This window comes from Streptococcus bouchesdurhonensis (genome assembly GCF_948472335.1).
Genome location: NZ_CAOKTW010000002.1, coordinates 313,262 through 331,261 on the forward strand (window position 1 = coordinate 313,262; position 18,000 = coordinate 331,261).

Sequence of the window (18,000 nt, forward strand, 5' to 3'; positions counted from 1 at the left end):
GGACATAGGAGAGAAACGATGGCAACACTTTACGAATTGACAGGACAATTTCTTGATGTTTACAACTTGGAGTTGGACGAAGAAACAAAACTAGACACCTTGGATTCCATTGATTGGGAAATTGAGTATGAAACCAAGGTAGAAAACTATATCAAGGTCATGAAGAACCTTGAAGCGGACGTTGAGGCTCGTAAGAATGAAATTAAGCGCTTGATGGAGCTAAACAAGGCAGACGAGAAGAAGAAAGAACACTTGAAAGATACACTTTCAGCAAGCATGAGCCTGACAGGTCATGAACGTGTTGATACACCACTTTTCAAGGTATCATTTAGAAAATCTCAAGCCGTGGAGGTAGACGAAGCAGTCTTGCCAGAATATTACAAGGTAGCAACTTGGAAAGCGGATAAGAAACGCTTGAAAGAGGACTTGAAGAAGGGACTTGAAATCATTGGTGCAAGTTTGGTTGAGCATAAAAACTTGAGTATCAGATAGGAGTTAGGATATGACAAAATTAGCTTTTTCAGAATTGCAAAAGAGAATGCAACTAGAAAAAAAGAAAAAACAAGGTGTAAATTACGCTTTCCGAAATGCTGAGGATATTTATACAAAATTTAAAGAAATCAATACCGACTGGGAATTGACTGTATCAGACGATTTGTTTGGTGTAGGGGAACGTATTTTTGTAAAATCAACCGCTATTGTATCAAACGGAGATAAACAATTTCAGTCAGTTGGTTTTGCGGAATTGGATAAGGTTCCTGTGTTTAAAACAGGAAACCAGCAAATGCAAGTACCACAATGGACAGGAGCGGTTAGTTCTTATGCTCGCAAATATGCACTACAGGGGTTGTTTGGAATCGGAGAGAAAGATGTTGACGAATATCCAAGTGATATGAACGAAGCTGAAAATCAACAAGCTAAAAAAGCTAATGACCCAGTTATCTCAGTTGAAAAAGCAAACTACTATCTGAAAGAAATTGCTGCTATTTCTGTTGAAAAAGGCAAAGAGGATGGCTCTATCGTTAAATGGTTCTTGAACCATCTTGGAGTGGTCGATTATAAGATGATTAAGCAGTCGCAGATTGAAGATGCGGATATGTTACTTGCTAAATTGAAAGGAAACTAGAAAATGATAAATAATGTCGTATTAGTTGGTCGTTTGACCAAAGACGCAGAATTACGCTACACACAATCAAATGTGGCAGTCGCTACGTTTACTCTTGCAGTAAATCGCACATTTAAAAGCGAGAATGGAGAGCGTGAAGCTGATTTTATCAATTGCGTTATGTGGCGCAAGCAGGCTGAAAATCTTGCTAACTGGGCTAAGAAAGGCGCTTTGATTGGAATCACTGGACGCATTCAGACTCGGACTTATGATAACCAACAAGGACAACGTGTCTATGTGACAGAAGTGGTTGCTGAGAATTTCCAACTGATGGAATTTAAGAAAGATGGTAGTCAACCAGTAGTTGATAACCACGACCAGCAAGCACCTAATTTTGCGAGAAATTCAAATCCGATGGATATTTCGGATGATGATTTGCCATTTTAAATAGGTGTTTTGATGAATAGACTAAAAGAATTAAGACAAGAAAAAAAGCTATCTCAAAAGGAAATAGCAAAAGAAATGAGCATATCAGAAAAGACTCTATCACGCTGGGAAAACGGAGAAAGCCAAATTAAACCAGAAAAAGCCCAACAACTTGCTGACTACTTCGGGGTAAGCGTTGGATATCTGTTGGGGTATGAAAGCAACCCATTGGAACGACTGAAAAGCTTAGTTGATGAATTAAAGGAGCACAAGGACTTGTTAGGAGTTCTGGATTGGTACACAGCTTTTGATTTAGCTAATGACATTCTTGCAATAGCAAGCGTGGAAAAAGCTAGATGGCTAGGGAGGTTGAATGCAGGAGAGATTGATTCTTAAATTTGAGTTGAACAGGAAGCAGATGATTAACTCAAATGATAGACCGCACTTTCATCAAAAGGCTAAAACAACTAAGTTCTTACGGCAGTTAGCCGAATACGAGGGCAAGAATGTACTGAGAGATTACTTTGGCTTACCTTACAGCGAGGACAAACCTTGCAAGGTTAAGGTTCGGATATATCCTCCGACAAATCGGAAGTATGACCCACCGAACTGGTCGCCTACAAGCAAGGCTTTGTTTGATGGTTTGACGGACGCTAAGATTTGGACAGATGATAACTACAATGTGATAGTATCGACTGAGTTCATGCACGGTGGCAAGTCCGGAAATAAGAATTATAGGATTGAGCTGGAGATTTACGAATATCACGAGATATTGCAGAGGATAGTTGATGGGATTTGATAGGAGGATAGAAATATGATTGGAGTAACCTATCAGGAAATTCATCTCTTTGTTGAGTTTTTGAAAAAGCAGTATGGGCAAGGGCGTCCAGACTATATTGAAGCCCTGAACAACTTAGACGGTATGGTGGAAGTCTCCTATAGAGAAGCTATTGAAAGATTTTTAGACGATGAATTACGATAAACAGGTAGTAATCGAAGGACTGAAACGCACAATTGAGCAAAATGAATAGAAGATAATCGAGTATTCGAAACCGTGCGATGCACGCAAGAGACGGATTAGAGCGCTGGAGCGCGATTTGTTGAAGAAAAAGAATAAAGAATTGAGGAAAAAAGTAGAGGAGTTGGAAGATGAAAGTACAGCGATTAATTGAGAAGTATAAAAAACTTGAGGGTGTATGGAATGCTGAAGGAGCAGAACTAGCTCGTCAAATTTTTCTGCAAGACTTGGAACAACTAGATAAACCGCAACCAGTCAAAGTTAAGAAGTTTGTGGCTGAATGGATTGAGGAAGCTAGAAAAGCTTGTAAAGACGTGGCAGAATTATTCGAATTTGATTTCACGAACGATGAAGTTAGGAAATGGTTTATGCAAGAAAGACCATTTGATTTAGTTGCTCGTGCATGGCTTGACGGCTACGAGGTCGAGAAAGAGAAGCAGTATTTGGTGAAAATGCCGAAGGCTAATTTTAATGGTAACATTCAAATTTTAAGTTTTAAAAATAATAGTTTCTTCTGGTCCTCGAATTGGGAAGGTTATAAGGCACATCACACCCGCAAAGAACTAGAAGAAGCTGGTTTCGGCTGGGTATTCGATTGTGAGGGTGTTGAAGTTGAGGAGGTGGAGTGATGTTTGAAAGCGTAGTTGTAGATATGGTCACGAACAATGGTTTGGTTGGAGAATTTATAGATATTGACGAAGTGGCTTATGTAGATTTTGATAAAGAGTTAATATATTTTAAAGCGCATGATGCTCTAATTCCACGGATGATACCAGTGACTAGAAGTTCATTGCTTCGAGTTAAAAAGGCTTTGTTTTATAAAAGTATATAAAAATATTTATGAGGTGGTAACATGAAACGACCAAACAGATACCCTTACACACGAAGTCAATGGGCTGAAGAAACTGTTAATCATTATACATATAAAAGTGATATTTGCTATACAAGTCACATTTTAGAAAATAGACTTACTGGAGAAATAAAGGAGGTCATAGATTGAAACGATTCATAGCAATCTGGATTCTGCTATCTGCTGGACTAAACATCTGGCAGATGGACAGGATTGCAGAACTAGAAAAGAAAAAGCCGATGGTTATCTACAAGGCGGATAACGCAGGCGCTGAGATTTTCGGTAAAGTCGTCGAGAAAGGACGACACGGCAAATTATACACGCTTACGATTCGTGACTACGGGGTGTTTGTGGTTACGAAGGACGTGTATGAGAAAGTGAAAGTTGGGGATGAGGTGATGTTATGATACCAAAATTTAGAGCGTGGGATAGACTGCGAAAAGAAATGAATTACAAAGTCATGGTAGGCAATTGTGATCTAAGTGATGAAAACTGGACTTGTCCTATCATTTGGATTGAAGAGAAAAAAGATTGGTTACATTTTGATGATTATGAATGTATCATGCAATCAACAGGACTCAAGGATAAGAACGGCAAGGAAATCTTTGAGGGGGATGTTCTTGAAATTCAAGATGAAGGAGAAGTCCTTGGGAATGCAAAATTGACTTGGGATAATGAGCAAGCTGTCTTTATGATAGAAGCAATAAGTGTAGATGATATTGCGCCCTTTCATGAAATTCTTAGCGATGAAAGTTACTCTTATAGAGTCGTTGGCAACATCTACGAAAACCCAGAACTTTTGGAGGATAAGGAATGAACCCAGAAATAATTGACAATATAAACAAACCAAGCCACTACCAAGGTGCAAACGGTCTTGAGGCTATCGATGTTGTGCATAACTTCGTTGGGAGCCTTTCCGGAGCGTCTGCTTTCTTTTGGGGCAACGCAATCAAGTATATGCTACGGTTTCAAAAGAAAAACGGTCTGGAAGACCTGAAGAAAGCACGTAAGAACCTTGATTGGTTGATTGAGGAATTAGAGAAGAACTAAAAAAGCCCAATCCATAAGGACTAGGCTTCAAAGATGAAGTTGTAGAGTTGGACAACCTTCTGAAAACTGGTTGTATCCATGGTTGTGATTTTTTGAGCTTTGCGCTCTCTAAAGTCAAAAGTATAGAGTTGGAGTGGATTGACAGAGCCATCTACCTTATTGGAACGCACAGGAACGAGCAGGTCTTGTTCTTCTAGTCTGCTTTGACCGTGTGTGATAGGGCATACAGCCACAAATCCAGTCCGCTCCGAATATTCTCTACGCGAGACGACAATAGCAGGACGGCGTTTCTGAATCTCACGTCCAACAGACGGGTCGAAGTCAATCCAGATGATGTCCTGTTTTTCTGGAATGTAATCATATTTCGCTGTCAAGGAATTTTACCCCTTCAAAGTCATCTTCCATGCGTAGGTCTGCATCGCCGCTAAATGGGTCTGGAATTTTTGGAGCAAGGACAATGACATTATCTACACCCTTGTAGACAAACATTTCCTGACCTTCTGGAACATTGAGTGTTTTCGGAATGGTCACAGTGACAGAGTTCCCAACCTTACGAGTTTTAACAGTATTCATTTGTTTCTCCTTTATTTTGTATACATACAGTATACATATAAAAACGGAACAAAGCAAGAAAAAAGCCAGCACAGCTGACTCCTTTGTGATATGTTCGCTAAAAATATTATATCATAAAGGAGCGATGTTGTGAGGTTATTAAAAAGCGTTGACGTGCAATTTACCAAAAAAAATGTATATGACGTTCTAGAGAATTATCGCTCGTATGTCCGAATGGCAGGCGCTGAGTATTTGCCTAAAATTACAACGACCTACTCATTTGAACCAAAGACGTTTACTGGTAAGAACACAGCCACTGAGAATATGGTTATCGAACATGTGGATGCAGAGGCAGAGGTTTTGGAAATTGAGAGAGCTGTGAACTGCATTATGGATCCATACGTTCGGCAGGTTATAGCAAAGAAGTACATGGATATGAAAATCCAATTATCAGACAAGGCTATCTATATGGACTTAGGCTATTCTGAAAGTGAGTTCTATCGCATGCTTAGTAGAGGTGCTTTGGAATTTGCGGAAGCCTATCGAAAAGGTAAGCTGATTGTCTTTCGTAAATTTTTGGGAGATATTTGCAAGTAAATTGCTAGGAAATGGCTTATTTTACATGGTAAAATAGTATTGTCAAGTGATAGGTCAATTGACGTCTCCTTTATACTTTATTATATTTTTCCGAGGCTTCGGTCTCTTAGACAGTAAGGACAGGTTAGCAGGTTGTTTGGGTCTCCTTGAAACTTTTACCAAACGTGCGTTTTACTGCTAGACCAGTTGGTTCGATTCCAGCTGCTGTCATTTGAGTGTTTGTGTCCCAGAATGGGGTAGGCAGTAGGCTTAGCATTCATATATCACTCATTAACTTAAAAATGGTTGCAGAAGCGACCGAACCTCGCATGGTTTCGTAGCTACTTATATCCTAGGTAAGTTATAAGCTAGAGGGTTTGATTCCCTCAGAGGTTGTAAAGACTACAAAAAATAAAAAAGAAGTCAAAATTTAATACACACGCAAGGTAGTAGTCGTCTTGCATTTAAAAAAAGGCTTTTAGTGTAGCGGTAACACAACAGTCTCCAAAACTGTTATCGCGGGTTCGATTCCTGCAAAGCCTGTGAGAGGTCTTGAAAAGGTCGCACATCGTGTGGCTTTTTTTGATTGTTTGAAAGGTGGTGATGGACATTGGGTTAAACCAAAGACAAAAGATGTTTGCAAGCGAGTATTTGAGGACTGGTAATGTCTATCAATCCGCAATATTCGCTGGTTATAGTGAAGCGTATGCTAAAACAACTGCTAGTAAATTGCTAGAAAATGCAAGCATTAAAACGTTTATACAAACCGAAACTGAAAAAATGCATGATGAAAATATTTTGAGTGCTAAAGAGGCTCTTTCAATTCTCTCAGACATCGCAAGAGGCCAGCGACTTGAGGAAGTTTTGATGATGAACCCTGTCACTGGTGAGGTGGATAGAGTTACGAAAAAGGCAGATAATAACACAGTTATTAAAGCGATAGCTGAAATATTGAAGCGTTATCCGACTGCTAAACAAGCTGAGAAACTAGAACTTGAAATCGAAAAACTTAAATCACAAATCGGTGTGGATAATGAACAAGACGATAAATTGATAGACTTCGCCAAGGCTTTGAGAGGTGCTTTTGATGACAAATAAATTTACAAAGCGACAAGAAGAAGTGCTTACACGAGTATTGAATGATGATTTTTTTATCTGTGGTCTCCATGGTGCAAAACGTTCAGGTAAAACTGTTCTAAACAACATGGTCTTCATGAATGAGATTGCACGAGTGAGAGAAACAGCGGATAGATTAAACATAGATGAGCCGATGTATATCTTAGCTGGAACATCTTCAACATCGATACAAAACAATATCATTCAGGAGCTGTATAACATGTTTGATATTGAACCTAAATACGATAAGCACGGAGCTTTTACCCTTTGCGGTGTCAAGGTAGTTCAAGTCTACACCGGTTCTATATCTGGTTTAAAACGCGCCCGTGGTTTTACTGCTTTTGGAGCTTATGTAAACGAGGCATCTCTTGCTAACGAACAAGTATTCAAGGAAATCATCTCACGTTGCTCAGGAGAGGGTGCTAGGATTGTTTGGGATAGCAACCCAGACATCCCGACACACTGGCTCAGACGGGATTATATCAACTCTGGAGACGATATGATCATCGACTTTCATTTTAAGTTAGATGATAATACATTCATGTCTGACAGATACCGAGAGAATATCAAGAATGCGACACCAGCTGGTGTATTTTATGACCGAGATATTCTTGGTCTGTGGGTGACTGGTGAGGGCGTCGTCTATCGTGATTTTAGCGAGAATATGGTTGTAGATAACGTACCAGAAGATATCACTAAAGTCTATGCTGGTGTTGACTGGGGATATGAACACTTTGGCTCTATTGTTGTCATTGGAGAAACATCTGGCGGTTCAGCTTATCTGTTAGAGGAACACGCTCATCAGTACAAAGAGATAGATTTTTGGGTAGACCTCGCTAAGAATATCAAGGAACGATACGGGAATATTACGTTCTGGGCAGACAGTGCACGACCTGAACACGTTGCTAGATTTCAAAGAGAGCAATTAAGAACATTCAACGCTAATAAAGCGGTATTGTCTGGTATTGAAGAAGTAGCCAAGCTGATGAAAGCTGGGCGTTTTTTTGTTGTATCAAACAAGGTCAGCAAGTTCAAAGATGAAGTCTACCAATACATCTGGAACGAAAAGACAGGCGAACCAGTGAAAGAGAATGACGACGTACTAGATGCGGTGCGTTATGCGATTTACTCGCAACATTCGCAACCAAAAGCAACTGTCCGCAGGCGTTCTGATTATGGTCTATAGAGAGGAAAGACATGTACGAATATTTAACTTATCCACGGGATGGATATGATGAAGGTTCTTTGAAGAAAGACCTGATTTATAAATTGATAACGAAGCATAGCACTGAAGGCTCACGTTTGAAGAAGCTTAAAAGCTACTACTTGGGTGAGCATGCTATCTTAGAACACACGAGACGCAACGTGAACGCACCGAATTACAAGACGGTAGCTAATCATGCCAAGGATATCGCAGACACGGCTACGGGCTATTTTATGGGCAATCCTATCAAGTACAATAACACTGCTGAAGGTGATATCGATGAACTACTTACAGCCTTTGATGGCGCTGAGATTGACCAAGTAGATGCTCAGAATGCTTTGAACATGGCCATCTATGGTCGTGCTTACGAGTACATCTATGCTAAAGAGGGATTGACTGAGTTGGACTCAACTAGTATTGACCCAGAAAACACCTTCATGGTCTACGATGATAGCATTGAGCGGAAGCCTTTGTTTGCGGTCTATTACTATGAAGTAAAAGACGATACGAAAGACACTACCAAGTACCAGGCTGAGGTTTTTACCGAAAATCTGCACTATCACATGGTGCTGAGAAGTACAGATTCAGGAACAACTCAGAATGAGCAGGTAACCCCTCACAACCTTGGGCAAATCCCAATTATCGAATATCGCAACAATCACTTTGCAATTGGTGACTATGAGCAACAAATTAGCTTGATAGACGCTTATAATTCCTTGATGGGGAATCGTGTCAATGATAAGGAACAGGCTGTAGAGTCTATACTTGTCTTGTATGGCACGCAGTTAGCAGACACTCCAGAAGACGCTAAGGTAGCAATGAAGATTCTTTCTGAAGAAGGTCTTTTGGAATTGCCGGGCGATAGTGCAAGGGCTGAGTTCTTGAAGAATACGCTGGACGAAAGTGCTACTGAAATCTTGCGTACAGCTCTTAAAGAGGACATCTACACATTTAGCCATGTGCCTAATTTGACTGATGAGAATTTCGCAGGGAATACTTCGGGGGTGAAATAGTTGCCCTCCTCAAAGGTAACTTTGAGGTAATAAATCGGGTTAAAATTGGAAGGCGCAAAACAGTAATAACCTAGATATTTATATTCTGTTATGGTATAATAAGAGTATAATAATCTAGGAGAAGATGAATGATAAAAGATAAAATGCACAAACATCTAAATCAAGTTTATTACTCTATGTTAGCAAGGTGTTATGATGAAAAACATTGGGCTTATAAATGGTATGGGAAACGTGGAATAGGTGTTTCTGATGAATTTAGTGATGTAGCTAAGTTCAGAAGTTGGGCAATGCAAAACGGAGTAGAATTTGGTTTGCAATTAGATAGGATAGGTAATGACAAAGACTACTCACCAAGTAATTGTAGGTGGGTTCCTGAACATACAAATAAACGTAATCGTTCTGATAACGTTAAGTATAAGGGATATATCTTGAGAGACTATCTAAAAAAATTATCTGAAGAAAACAACATTTCTTTTTCAACTCTTGTCTACAGATATTATCGTTCCATAAAACGAGATGATATAATCGTTAATGATGAAACAATAGATGATATCTTATTGAATTATAAAAAATACGATTTAAGACAATTTTCAAAAGGTGTGGACATGTCTGGTAAGACAATTGTTCGAGATGAAAAAGGGAGATTTGTGACATATTACTGAAGCTAATCAATTACCACTGCTGGTAGAAATATCAGTAAGGTTTAACGACTAGATAGAGTAAGCTAAGTGAGAAACGGTACATAGTATCGTTTTTTTTTTATATGCAGAAATATCCACGAAATCCGACACCCTGATAAGGGTGAAGAGATAGTCTGAACTTACGGGAAACCGTAAGAAGTAGAGGATAAAGAGCCTCTACGGTAACAAAATTGAGCTATGGAATTCAAGCTAATGGGCCTTGAGATGATTACCAAGACCAAGGAAGCGAACTACAAGCGTGGATTAAGACAGCGTATTGCGATTTTTGCTCATTACTTGGGTATGAAACAGATTGCACTAGAGTCTCATTCAATCGTTCCACAATTCAGCCGTGGTTTGCCCAAAAACTTGCTGGAAATCTCTCAGATTGTGAACAATTTGGAAGGTAAAGTGACCAATAGGCAGCTTATTTCTCTCTTGCCGTTTGTGGAAGACCCTGACGCTGAGCTGGAAGCCTTGGAAGAAGAGAAAAAGAAGAACATGGAAGACATGTCGATGTTCAACAAAGACAACACGAAACCCGAAGACGAGGTAGAGGATGAAGAATCAGGAGTATTGGGCGAAGAGGAAAGCCAATCTGATTTACCAGCAGATGGACAAGGCCGAAAAGCAGGCAGACCAGTTCGATAAGGTCTATCAGGAAGCCAAGACTTACTTGGATAAGGAAGTCAATAAGATTTTTGATAAGTTCCAACGTGATTATGGTCTAAGTCAGGTAGACGCTAGACAAGTTTTGAAGAACATGAAAGACAAGAAAAATCTGAATGAACTTCGTAAAGTACTTGAAGCAAGACCGAATGCCCCGAACATCCAAAGATTACTAGCTGACTTAGACAGCCCAGCTTATTCTTTTCGTATGAAGCGCCTAGAGCGTTTGAGTGATGATTTAGATCGTATGCGTGAATCTATCTATCATTCAGAGAAGACGGGCTCAGACGCCTTCTATAGCGACCTGATGAAGGATAGTTACTACAAGGCTACCTTTGACCTGCAACAGCAGACAGGGCTGGCATATGGCTTTTCTGGGCTTCCTGAGAGCGAGATTAAACATCTACAGTCTTTTAGTTGGGTAGGAGATGGAAGTACCTACTCAACAAACATCTGGAAGAATACGGGGAAGCTTACTTCTAGCATAAAAGATGAACTACTCATGAGCCTCATGACAGGAAGAGGAACACGAGAAACGGCACAAGCAATTGCTGAACGATTCGATGTCGGTCAGAATGATGCGAGGCGTTTGGTTCGGACAGAATCAGCCTTTTTTCATAACCAAATGGAACTACTCAGCTATGAAGAAGCAGACATAGAGAAGTATATCTTTGTAGCCGTCTTAGACAAGCGTACATCACATATCTGCCAAGAGCACGATAATAAGGTCTATGATAGGGATAAGGCTACCCCTGGCGTCAATTGTCCGCCTATGCACCCTTGGTGTAGGTCTACTACTGTCGCATACGACGAGGACGCAGACTACAGCAAGTTGAAGCGCAGAGCAAGGAATCCAGAGACAGGTAAGACCGAGCTAGTACCTGCTGATATGACTTATAAAGAGTGGTATAGCAAGTATGTTGCGAAAGATGTAAAAAATGAAATACAAGATTACAAGAAAAGTGACCAAACCGTTTCAAGATATAATACCCAAAAATTGTTTTCTGATGTTAGTAACGCATGGGATGAAATTGGGAAGGGTGGATTATCGAAAGAACAACTCGTAGGCTTACTAAAATCTGAATATGAATTAGGTAATTTTTCGAGTGATATAACCAAATTGATAGGAGTAAGTTCTGCTTATATAGATGTTAGCAGTTTAGCTACTTCATTAGTGAGACATGGACAACAGTATTCCTTAGATGAGTTTATGTTAATAAAAGAGGCAGTTCAAAAACCTTATTTGATTCTAGATAATTCAGAGAGGGTTGAAAAATCAATTATTTCATATGTAAAAATACCTAACAAAGATAAGGTCATTATGGAAGCGGTGATGGTGCCACGAGATGAAATGCTAGTCATTCACTTTAACAAGGTGGGGATTCGTCAAGTTAAAAAGAATGGAAAAAATATGTTGACGCTTTACAAAAAGGAAAAATAGTGCTATACTTTTGGTAAAGATAGAGGTTGAGAATCTGTCACCAACGCGCCACTTATAGTGGGTCGAGAAATGCAGGAGCCCCGACAGTCCTGCCTATCTTGCGCTTAGATAGTAATCTAGGCGCTTTTTTGTTGCAATAAACCACTATAAACCGCATCGAAATCGAGGCGGTTTTCTTATGCCCTAACCGTATGGAATCCCGTACGGTTTTTATATTGTCCAAGCATTGAAGACACTAAAAGCTATGGAAATTACAGTCGGGGACGACTTTAAAAATAGGAGGTTCGCAATGAACGAAGAAACACAAACAGTCGAAACGGTTGAAGAACAAAAGGTACCTGCAGAACCTGCACAACAACCGCAAGACGAGAAGAAGTACACGGACGCAGATGTCGATGCTATCATCGATAAGAAGTTTGCCAAGTGGAAGTCAGAGCAAGAAGCCAAGGAAAACGAAGCTAAGAAGCTTGCTAAGATGAACGCTGATGAAAAACAGAAATATCAGTTGGATCAGCGTGAGCAAGAACTAGCTGACCGTGAAAAGGCTATTGCTCGTAAGGAATTGACCGCAGAGGCTAAAGCAATGCTAAGTGAACGTGACTTACCTGTTGAGTTAGTGAATGTAGTTGATTTGACAAGCGCAGAGACGGTATCGCAGTCTGTCGCTGTATTACAGAAATCATGGGAACAAGCCGTGCAAAAAGGCGTACAAGAAAAGCTAAAAGGCGGAGCTCCAATGAAGCAAGCACCAGTCGATAGTGACGGTATCACAAAAGAAGAATTTGCTCGCATGGGTTATCAGAGTCGAAATGAACTCTATCAAAAGAACCCAGAACTCTATAAGAAATTGAAAGGTTAAAATAAATGACAGCAGGACAAACTAAACTAGCCACTATGGTTAACCCAGAAGTGATGGCGGACATGGTTTCCGCTAAACTACCTAAATTGATTAAATTTACTCCACTTGCTTATGTGGAAACAGCACTCCAAGGACAACCAGGGAACACTCTAACAGTTCCAGCATGGGAGTACGCAGGAGATGCGACTGAGGTTGGAGAAGGTCAAGCTATTTCTCCAGACAAATTGACTACTAAAAAGACTACTATGACCATCAAAAAGGCTGCTAAAGGTTATGAAATTACCGATGAAGCTCTTTTGTCAGGTCTTGGTGACCCACTAGGTCAAGCCACTTACCAGCTTGGTTTGGCTATTGCTAACAAGATTGATGATGATTTGGTAGCGGTGGCTAAGACTGCAACACAGCACGTTGCAGAAACTCCAACAACTCTTGAGGCAATTGATAAGGCTCTTGATATTTTTGAGGATGAAGAAGATGCACAGTATGTTGCTATCATCAACCCTAAAGATGCTACTAAGCTAAAAACTGACGTAGCAAAAGAATGGACTAAAGGTTCAGAGCTTGGAGCAAATATGGTTGTTTCTGGGACCTTTGGTGAAGTTGCTGGTGTGCAAATCGTCCGTTCTAAAAAAGTTGATGAAGGTAAAGGCTTTATCGTCAAAGTCTCTCCTAGCCAAACTCAGACAGACGATGCCAACAAATATGGTGCGTTTGTTATCATGCTAAAACGTGATGTGGCTATCGAAACAGACCGTGACATCCTTAAAAAGACAACGGTTATCACTGGCGATGAACACTATGGTGTTTACCTATACGACCCTACACGAGTTGTAAAATTCGGTGAGTAAGAGGTGACGATATGAGCTTATTGCTACGACGTCATTATATCCAAGAGGAGCAGGTTAGCCAGTATTCTGATTTAGAGAATAAGACTCTAGAAGAGTTGAAGAATCTAGCCAAAGAAGCTGGCATAGCTGGCGCCTATAAGTTATCAAAAGCCGAAATTGTAGAGGTGCTGGAGGATTTAAAAAGTGAAATTTAAAATCAAACAAGATTTCTATGATTGGGAATCAAATGTGAAACGACTGGCAGGAGGGGAACTTGAGATTACTGAGGAGCGCTATGTTGAGCTGGCTGACAATATTGCCAGCAACGGCGTTGCTATCTCAGATGTTCTTGAGAAAATCCTCCCTGAACCTGAGTTCTTAGAAGAGGATTGATATGTCTATAGAGTTGCTGAAGAAATTAACAGGCGAAGAAGATACTCAGCTTCTCATGTTGCTCCAAACGAGGGCTACAAATCTTATCTTGTCAGAGACTAATCGCACATCTTTGACACCTGCTTTAAGTCTTTTGATACCTGAGGTTGCTATCGAGCTCCACAACCGCTCAGGAGCGGAAGGAGAGCGTTCTAGAACCGAAGGTGGTATAGCAGTAGTCTACGGAGAAAAAGGCCTGTCTACGGGTCTTCTACAGCGAATACGCATGCACAGGCTAGCAAGGGTGGCAGGCCATGTTTTTGAAGCAGAGTAGACTGAAACCTTATCCAATGCGACGGTTTGAAAAGACTGTCACTGAGGAAGGTGTCGCAAAAGAAGGATATGTCAAGGAAGTTGAGACAATCCGTCTTGAGTTGTGGCCAGCTAGTAGTAAACTACAGTCTGAATTGTATGGCGAGCGTGTCAACGACATTTTGAACGCAAATGCCAACAAGTCAGCTACTATCAAAGTGAAAGATGGTGTGTGTATCGATAGCCCGACGGAAGTGACTCACAGGGTTATCTCTAAAAAGGTCTACACATATCATCAAGTTTTGGAGTTAGAGCGTGTCAGAGCTACGAGGGGCAGATAGGCTCATAGCTAAATGTAGACGATTGGCTAGTAAAAAAACTGGCGAGGATATCGTCTTACGTGCGGTACACAATGCTGCTATAAAGGTTGTCCAAGCTGATGCTAAAAGACTAGCACCAGGCAACAATGGAGAACTTAGAAACAGTATCAAGACTAGGGTTAAAATGGACGGAGATAAGGCTATAGGTGAGGTTTACACAAATCTACACTATGCTCCTTATGTTGAGTTTGGAACAGGACCCAAGGGTCAGGCTAGCCATTCTGGTATCTCTCCAGAAGTCAGCGTGACTTATCGCTCTAGTCCGTGGTATGTGCATGAAGACCAAATCAATGTAGGGCCTTACCACTTTCAAAAGATTGGGGAGTTCTACAAGATGTATGGTCAACCTGCTCAGCCTTATCTTTATCCAGCTTTGAGAGACAATCAAGAGCGTGTGTCTAAGAATATTTCGGATTATGTCCGTAGAAAGATAAGAGAACAAATAAAATGATTAATATCAAGCCTGTTATTTATAAAGAATTGCAAAAGGTTGCAGATAATGTGACTGATACGTATCCTAGCGATTGGGAGACTTTTCCAGTCGTTATTTTTTTGGAAGAACAAAACAAGCCGGGTGATTGGTTTGATGACCAGGAACAAAAATCCTCTATCCGCTACAAGGTGGATATCTTTGATGATACAAGCACTAGTGAGTTAGCTGTTAAAATCAATCAGATTTTTGAGTCTTTAGGTTTACGAAGAACCGACTGCCAAGACGTGCCAGACCCGTCCCATTTGAGACATAAGGTCATGCGTTTTGAAGGGGTTGTTGACTTACACTCAGAGCTTGTTTTTCAATTTAGAATGGAGAATTAAACATGTTAGCAAACGGAATTACGCTTTCTTATAGCGAAACCAAAGGTAGCTATACTAAGCTTGTTGGATTGAAAGAAGTACCAGAGTTTGGTATCGAACCTGAAAAAGTAGAGAACACTACTCTTGAAGATAAAGTTAAGAAGTACGAATTTGGTATTGGTGATGCAGGGGAATTGGAGTACAAGTTCTCTTATAACAATTCAAGCGAAACTGCTCCTTACCGTGTATTGCGTAAGGCAGCAGACGACAAGAAGAAACTCTACTTTGAACAAGCTTATCCAGACGGTACTAAGGTCAATTTTGAAGGCCAAGTATCTGTTAAACTGGGCGGTGGCGGTGTCAATGCCGTTATCGAGTTCACACTTAAGATTGCATTGCAGTCAGAATTGGAATTTACAGACGGTCTTGGAGGTTAATTAAATGGCGTTACCTTACTCAATTTGGAAGATTAGCGATGAGAAAGAGTTAAAACTACGACTTTCATCTCATCAAGCAGCAAAAGTTGAAGAAAAAATCGGTATGAACTTACTGAAAATCTTCATGCCTGAAGCTGGCGAAGAGTTTCCTTTGCCTCCTTTAAAAGTTGTATTGCTCTTGATTCATGGAGCTTTGCAAAAGTATGAGAATGGGTATTCTCTTGAGGATGTCTACGATCTATACGATGAATACGTGGATAATGGTGGAGACCAAACAACCTTCATGACAGAGGTTTTAATGCCACTCTTTGAAGTGTCGGGTTTTACTCCACGAGGAAGCAAGGGCAAGAAAACTTCCAAGAAGAAAATGACAGTAGTCGAGTAATCTTAACGGTAACGCAGATTATTGAGAGGCTTTATCCTATGTTTTTGGACATCGGGGGTAAGCCTCTTGATTTTTGGGATTTAACGGTGCTTGAAATCAGGGAAATGATTGAAAGCTACAACCGTGTCAAAATCCAAGAGCGTAAAGAGAAGATTATTGACTCGTACAGACTTTCGCAGATGATTTCCAATCACGTTTCTTTATTGTTATCCAAAGATGCCAAGGTTTTTGAGTTCTGGGAATATGCGCCTGAGTTGTTTGTAGAAGAACAACAAGCAGTAGAACAGGAACGACAGAGACAAGCGCTTTTGTTGCATAAGGAACGGATGCGTGATTTTGCAGATAGACATAATCGAAAAAGGAAGGAGGAAATGAATGGCAACTCTTGACGAATTGAAGGTCATGATTGACGCTGAGATAGCGCCTTTCAGGAAGAAGATGAAAGAAGTCGAGAATCAGGTCAAAGGAACATCTGACCAAGTGAAGAATGCCACTGCCAAAATTCGTGAACAGTCGAGCTCAATCGGTAGCGCGTTTGGCAAGCTGGCTAAGTTTGCTGGTTTTGCAATCCTTGGTAAGAAATTGCTTGATGTTGGGATGTATTCAACGCAGACAGCTCTTGAAGTATCAGCGGCTATGAACCAAATTAAGCGCCAGATGGGTGAGAGTTCGCAATCTTTCTTAAAATGGGTTAACGATAACGCTAATGCCATGAATATGGGTGTGGGCGAGGCTACTAACTATGGTGCAGTCTACTCAAACTTATTTTCTGGATTTATCAAAGACACCAACAAGCTAAGCGCTTATACTGCTAAGATGTTGCAGACGTCGGCAGTTGTTGCTGAAGGTTCTGGGCGCACGATTACAGACGTTATGGAGCGGATTCGCTCAGGTTTGCTAGGGAATACGGAAGCGATAGACTTTTGTCGCACCGCTTAGAAATAGGCGGATTAAGAACTTACCAAAATCGGTAAAACTCTAAATTTTAAGTAATTAAAACATGACGATACCGAGGTAAACTAAGCAATTAAAAAGGCTTGGTCACCGTAGAGCATAGGGATTGAACCTGTGCTTTTTGTTTTGTCAAAAAGTATAGAATAAAATATCCCCACGAGTGGTGAGCACCTAGACAATTCGGTTGTAGGTGAAAATATATGCCGAACTTACAAGAAATTGTAAGAAGTATGGATAAAAAGCCATGCGATAACATTATTGAGAAGACCTAGGAATCAACGTTAATGTGGCTATGATTGAGTCTACTGAAGCCTTTAAGAAGTTCGCAAACGGGCAAAGTTGGCAACAATTAGACTACCAAACCCAGCAACAAATCCGCCTAATGGCTATCCTAGAACAGGCTACAGCCAAATATGGTGATACCTTATCCAATTCTGTAAATGGGCGTATCAGCTTGTTTAAGTCGCTGATGAAAGATAGTGCATTGAATCTGGGTAATGCTATGTTACCGATTATCAATGCCATTATGCCTGTCTTGAACTCTTTTGCTATGGTTTTGAAGAACGTGACGGCTAAACTCGCTGAGTTTATCGCTTTGATGTTCAACAAGAAAGCAACAGTGAAAGATGGTGTTGGTGGAGCGGTTGGAGACATGGGTAACGCCATGAAGGATGCTGCAGGAGGTGCAGGAGATCTTGCTGATGCAGTAGACGACGCTGGAGATTCAGCAGGAGGACTTGCTGATAATCTTGGAGACTCAGCCAAAAACGCTAAGAAGGCCGCTAAAGAGTTGCTAGGTCTTTTGGGATTTGATGAGATTAACATCTTACAAAAACCAAAAGACGATGATGCAGGCGGTTCTGGAGGCGGTGGCAAAGGTGGTAAAGGAAAGGGAGGCGGTGGCGGACCTTTCAAAGACATCTTGCCAGAAGTCGAGTTGACCGACATGGACAACCAGTTCAAGAGCATTTTTGATGGA

General features: G+C 40.6%; 28 protein-coding genes, 1 tRNA gene and 4 pseudogenes. 31 read left to right on the top strand and 2 right to left on the bottom strand.

Annotation, left to right across the window (positions count from 1 at the left end; all coding sequences use genetic code 11):
• Window positions 1–18 precede the first annotated feature (18 nt).
• The 11 genes and pseudogenes from QMQ21_RS04380 to QMQ21_RS04430 all read left to right on the top strand — a co-directional run bounded on the left by QMQ21_RS04380 (window position 19) and on the right by QMQ21_RS04430 (window position 4,449).
• The gene (locus tag QMQ21_RS04380; protein WP_000224405.1) at window positions 19–492 is read left to right on the top strand and encodes a siphovirus Gp157 family protein; all 474 of its coding nucleotides are present in this window, start codon (window positions 19–21) and stop codon (window positions 490–492) included.
• A gap of 10 nt (window positions 493–502) precedes the next feature.
• Window positions 503–1,126, top strand: coding sequence for an ERF family protein (locus QMQ21_RS04385; RefSeq protein ID WP_000163474.1), 624 nt, complete (start codon window positions 503–505; stop codon window positions 1,124–1,126).
• A gap of 3 nt (window positions 1,127–1,129) precedes the next feature.
• Window positions 1,130–1,552: a single-stranded DNA-binding protein gene (gene ssb / locus QMQ21_RS04390; RefSeq protein WP_000609572.1), complete on the top strand. Its 423-nt coding sequence runs from the start codon at window positions 1,130–1,132 to the stop codon at window positions 1,550–1,552.
• A 12-nt stretch (window positions 1,553–1,564) separates the two neighbouring features.
• A pseudogene (locus tag QMQ21_RS04395) lies at window positions 1,565–1,768 on the top strand (helix-turn-helix domain-containing protein); the annotation flags it as partial.
• Window positions 1,769–1,904: 136 nt separating this feature from the next.
• Complete coding sequence (locus tag QMQ21_RS04400) at window positions 1,905–2,330, top strand: RusA family crossover junction endodeoxyribonuclease (protein ID WP_001158043.1); 426 nt, start codon at window positions 1,905–1,907, stop codon at window positions 2,328–2,330.
• A gap of 15 nt (window positions 2,331–2,345) precedes the next feature.
• On the top strand, window positions 2,346–2,513 hold the full coding sequence (locus QMQ21_RS04405; protein ID WP_081005458.1) for a hypothetical protein: 168 nt from the start codon (window positions 2,346–2,348) through the stop codon (window positions 2,511–2,513).
• A gap of 167 nt (window positions 2,514–2,680) precedes the next feature.
• Window positions 2,681–3,178: a DUF1642 domain-containing protein gene (locus QMQ21_RS04410; protein WP_054388428.1), complete on the top strand. Its 498-nt coding sequence runs from the start codon at window positions 2,681–2,683 to the stop codon at window positions 3,176–3,178.
• Window positions 3,178–3,381, top strand: a complete 204-nt coding sequence (locus tag QMQ21_RS04415; protein ID WP_050253767.1) for a hypothetical protein — start codon at window positions 3,178–3,180, stop codon at window positions 3,379–3,381. The genes QMQ21_RS04410 and QMQ21_RS04415 overlap by 1 nt, the downstream gene beginning before the upstream one ends.
• Window positions 3,382–3,545: 164 nt before the next feature.
• On the top strand, window positions 3,546–3,806 hold the full coding sequence (locus tag QMQ21_RS04420; RefSeq protein ID WP_023940096.1) for a DUF1372 family protein: 261 nt from the start codon (window positions 3,546–3,548) through the stop codon (window positions 3,804–3,806).
• Between the two features lie 38 nt (window positions 3,807–3,844).
• Window positions 3,845–4,216: a YopX family protein gene (locus QMQ21_RS04425; protein WP_241146289.1), complete on the top strand. Its 372-nt coding sequence runs from the start codon at window positions 3,845–3,847 to the stop codon at window positions 4,214–4,216.
• The gene (locus QMQ21_RS04430) at window positions 4,213–4,449 is read left to right on the top strand and encodes a DUF3310 domain-containing protein (RefSeq protein WP_001067625.1); all 237 of its coding nucleotides are present in this window, start codon (window positions 4,213–4,215) and stop codon (window positions 4,447–4,449) included. The genes QMQ21_RS04425 and QMQ21_RS04430 overlap by 4 nt, the downstream gene beginning before the upstream one ends.
• A 20-nt stretch (window positions 4,450–4,469) precedes the next feature.
• Here the strand turns inward: QMQ21_RS04430 and QMQ21_RS04435 are convergent, their stop codons facing one another.
• Together QMQ21_RS04435 and mazE are read right to left on the bottom strand one after the other, a co-directional pair.
• Entirely contained in the window at window positions 4,470–4,823 is a 354-nt protein-coding gene (locus QMQ21_RS04435) for a type II toxin-antitoxin system PemK/MazF family toxin (protein ID WP_166732332.1), read from the bottom strand.
• Window positions 4,807–5,022 (bottom strand): type II toxin-antitoxin system PemI/MazE family antitoxin, encoded by a 216-nt coding sequence (mazE, locus tag QMQ21_RS04440; protein WP_001098945.1) that lies wholly within the window; start codon window positions 5,020–5,022, stop codon window positions 4,807–4,809. Before mazE ends, QMQ21_RS04435 begins: the two co-directional genes overlap by 17 nt.
• Before the next feature lie 129 nt (window positions 5,023–5,151).
• Between mazE and QMQ21_RS04445 the strand changes: the two genes are divergently transcribed.
• From QMQ21_RS04445 to QMQ21_RS04540, 20 genes and pseudogenes are all read left to right on the top strand, one after another.
• On the top strand, window positions 5,152–5,598 hold the full coding sequence (locus QMQ21_RS04445) for an ArpU family phage packaging/lysis transcriptional regulator (RefSeq protein WP_023937167.1): 447 nt from the start codon (window positions 5,152–5,154) through the stop codon (window positions 5,596–5,598).
• A 451-nt stretch (window positions 5,599–6,049) separates the two neighbouring features.
• Window positions 6,050–6,120 (top strand) — tRNA-Trp (locus QMQ21_RS04450).
• A 60-nt stretch (window positions 6,121–6,180) separates the two neighbouring features.
• Window positions 6,181–6,675 (top strand): terminase small subunit, encoded by a 495-nt coding sequence (locus QMQ21_RS04455; RefSeq protein ID WP_000351059.1) that lies wholly within the window; start codon window positions 6,181–6,183, stop codon window positions 6,673–6,675.
• Entirely contained in the window at window positions 6,665–7,879 is a 1,215-nt protein-coding gene (locus QMQ21_RS04460; protein ID WP_000182319.1) for a PBSX family phage terminase large subunit, read from the top strand. The genes QMQ21_RS04455 and QMQ21_RS04460 overlap by 11 nt, the downstream gene beginning before the upstream one ends.
• 11 nt (window positions 7,880–7,890) lie before the next feature.
• Window positions 7,891–8,904, top strand: a pseudogene (locus QMQ21_RS04465) (phage portal protein); the annotation flags it as partial.
• A 134-nt stretch (window positions 8,905–9,038) separates the two neighbouring features.
• A complete protein-coding gene (locus QMQ21_RS04470; protein ID WP_261813972.1) occupies window positions 9,039–9,572 on the top strand; it encodes a hypothetical protein in 534 nt (177 codons plus the stop codon).
• A 213-nt stretch (window positions 9,573–9,785) separates the two neighbouring features.
• A pseudogene (locus QMQ21_RS04475) lies at window positions 9,786–10,241 on the top strand (phage portal protein); the annotation flags it as partial.
• A complete protein-coding gene (locus QMQ21_RS04480) occupies window positions 10,150–11,700 on the top strand; it encodes a minor capsid protein (protein ID WP_165852418.1) in 1,551 nt (516 codons plus the stop codon). The pseudogene QMQ21_RS04475 and the gene QMQ21_RS04480, both read left to right, overlap by 92 nt.
• A gap of 289 nt (window positions 11,701–11,989) precedes the next feature.
• Complete coding sequence (locus QMQ21_RS04485) at window positions 11,990–12,559, top strand: DUF4355 domain-containing protein (RefSeq protein ID WP_001001558.1); 570 nt, start codon at window positions 11,990–11,992, stop codon at window positions 12,557–12,559.
• 5 nt (window positions 12,560–12,564) lie between these two features.
• Window positions 12,565–13,407, top strand: a complete 843-nt coding sequence (locus tag QMQ21_RS04490; protein WP_261813973.1) for a N4-gp56 family major capsid protein — start codon at window positions 12,565–12,567, stop codon at window positions 13,405–13,407.
• Window positions 13,408–13,418: 11 nt separating this feature from the next.
• Window positions 13,419–13,601: a Rho termination factor N-terminal domain-containing protein gene (locus QMQ21_RS04495; RefSeq protein ID WP_000054935.1), complete on the top strand. Its 183-nt coding sequence runs from the start codon at window positions 13,419–13,421 to the stop codon at window positions 13,599–13,601.
• Window positions 13,591–13,779, top strand: coding sequence for a hypothetical protein (locus tag QMQ21_RS04500; protein WP_000669352.1), 189 nt, complete (start codon window positions 13,591–13,593; stop codon window positions 13,777–13,779). The genes QMQ21_RS04495 and QMQ21_RS04500 overlap by 11 nt, the downstream gene beginning before the upstream one ends.
• 1 nt (window position 13,780) lies before the next feature.
• Entirely contained in the window at window positions 13,781–14,092 is a 312-nt protein-coding gene (locus QMQ21_RS04505; protein WP_000021221.1) for a phage head-tail connector protein, read from the top strand.
• Window positions 14,073–14,411: a hypothetical protein gene (locus tag QMQ21_RS04510; RefSeq protein ID WP_261813974.1), complete on the top strand. Its 339-nt coding sequence runs from the start codon at window positions 14,073–14,075 to the stop codon at window positions 14,409–14,411. The genes QMQ21_RS04505 and QMQ21_RS04510 overlap by 20 nt, the downstream gene beginning before the upstream one ends.
• On the top strand, window positions 14,386–14,901 hold the full coding sequence (locus tag QMQ21_RS04515) for an HK97-gp10 family putative phage morphogenesis protein (RefSeq protein ID WP_007284942.1): 516 nt from the start codon (window positions 14,386–14,388) through the stop codon (window positions 14,899–14,901). The genes QMQ21_RS04510 and QMQ21_RS04515 overlap by 26 nt, the downstream gene beginning before the upstream one ends.
• The gene (locus QMQ21_RS04520) at window positions 14,898–15,266 is read left to right on the top strand and encodes a hypothetical protein (RefSeq protein ID WP_000608236.1); all 369 of its coding nucleotides are present in this window, start codon (window positions 14,898–14,900) and stop codon (window positions 15,264–15,266) included. Before QMQ21_RS04515 ends, QMQ21_RS04520 begins: the two co-directional genes overlap by 4 nt.
• A 2-nt stretch (window positions 15,267–15,268) precedes the next feature.
• On the top strand, window positions 15,269–15,682 hold the full coding sequence (locus QMQ21_RS04525) for a phage tail tube protein (RefSeq protein WP_000880679.1): 414 nt from the start codon (window positions 15,269–15,271) through the stop codon (window positions 15,680–15,682).
• A 4-nt stretch (window positions 15,683–15,686) separates the two neighbouring features.
• Window positions 15,687–16,067 carry a DUF6096 family protein gene (locus QMQ21_RS04530; RefSeq protein WP_001207822.1) on the top strand — a complete coding sequence of 127 codons (381 nt, stop codon included), beginning with the start codon at window positions 15,687–15,689 and terminating at the stop codon, window positions 16,065–16,067.
• Between the two features lie 38 nt (window positions 16,068–16,105).
• On the top strand, window positions 16,106–16,456 hold the full coding sequence (locus QMQ21_RS04535) for a hypothetical protein (RefSeq protein ID WP_000478013.1): 351 nt from the start codon (window positions 16,106–16,108) through the stop codon (window positions 16,454–16,456).
• Window positions 16,443–16,985, top strand: a pseudogene (locus QMQ21_RS04540) (hypothetical protein); the annotation flags it as partial. The gene QMQ21_RS04535 and the pseudogene QMQ21_RS04540, both read left to right, overlap by 14 nt.
• Window positions 16,986–18,000: the final 1,015 nt, after the last annotated feature.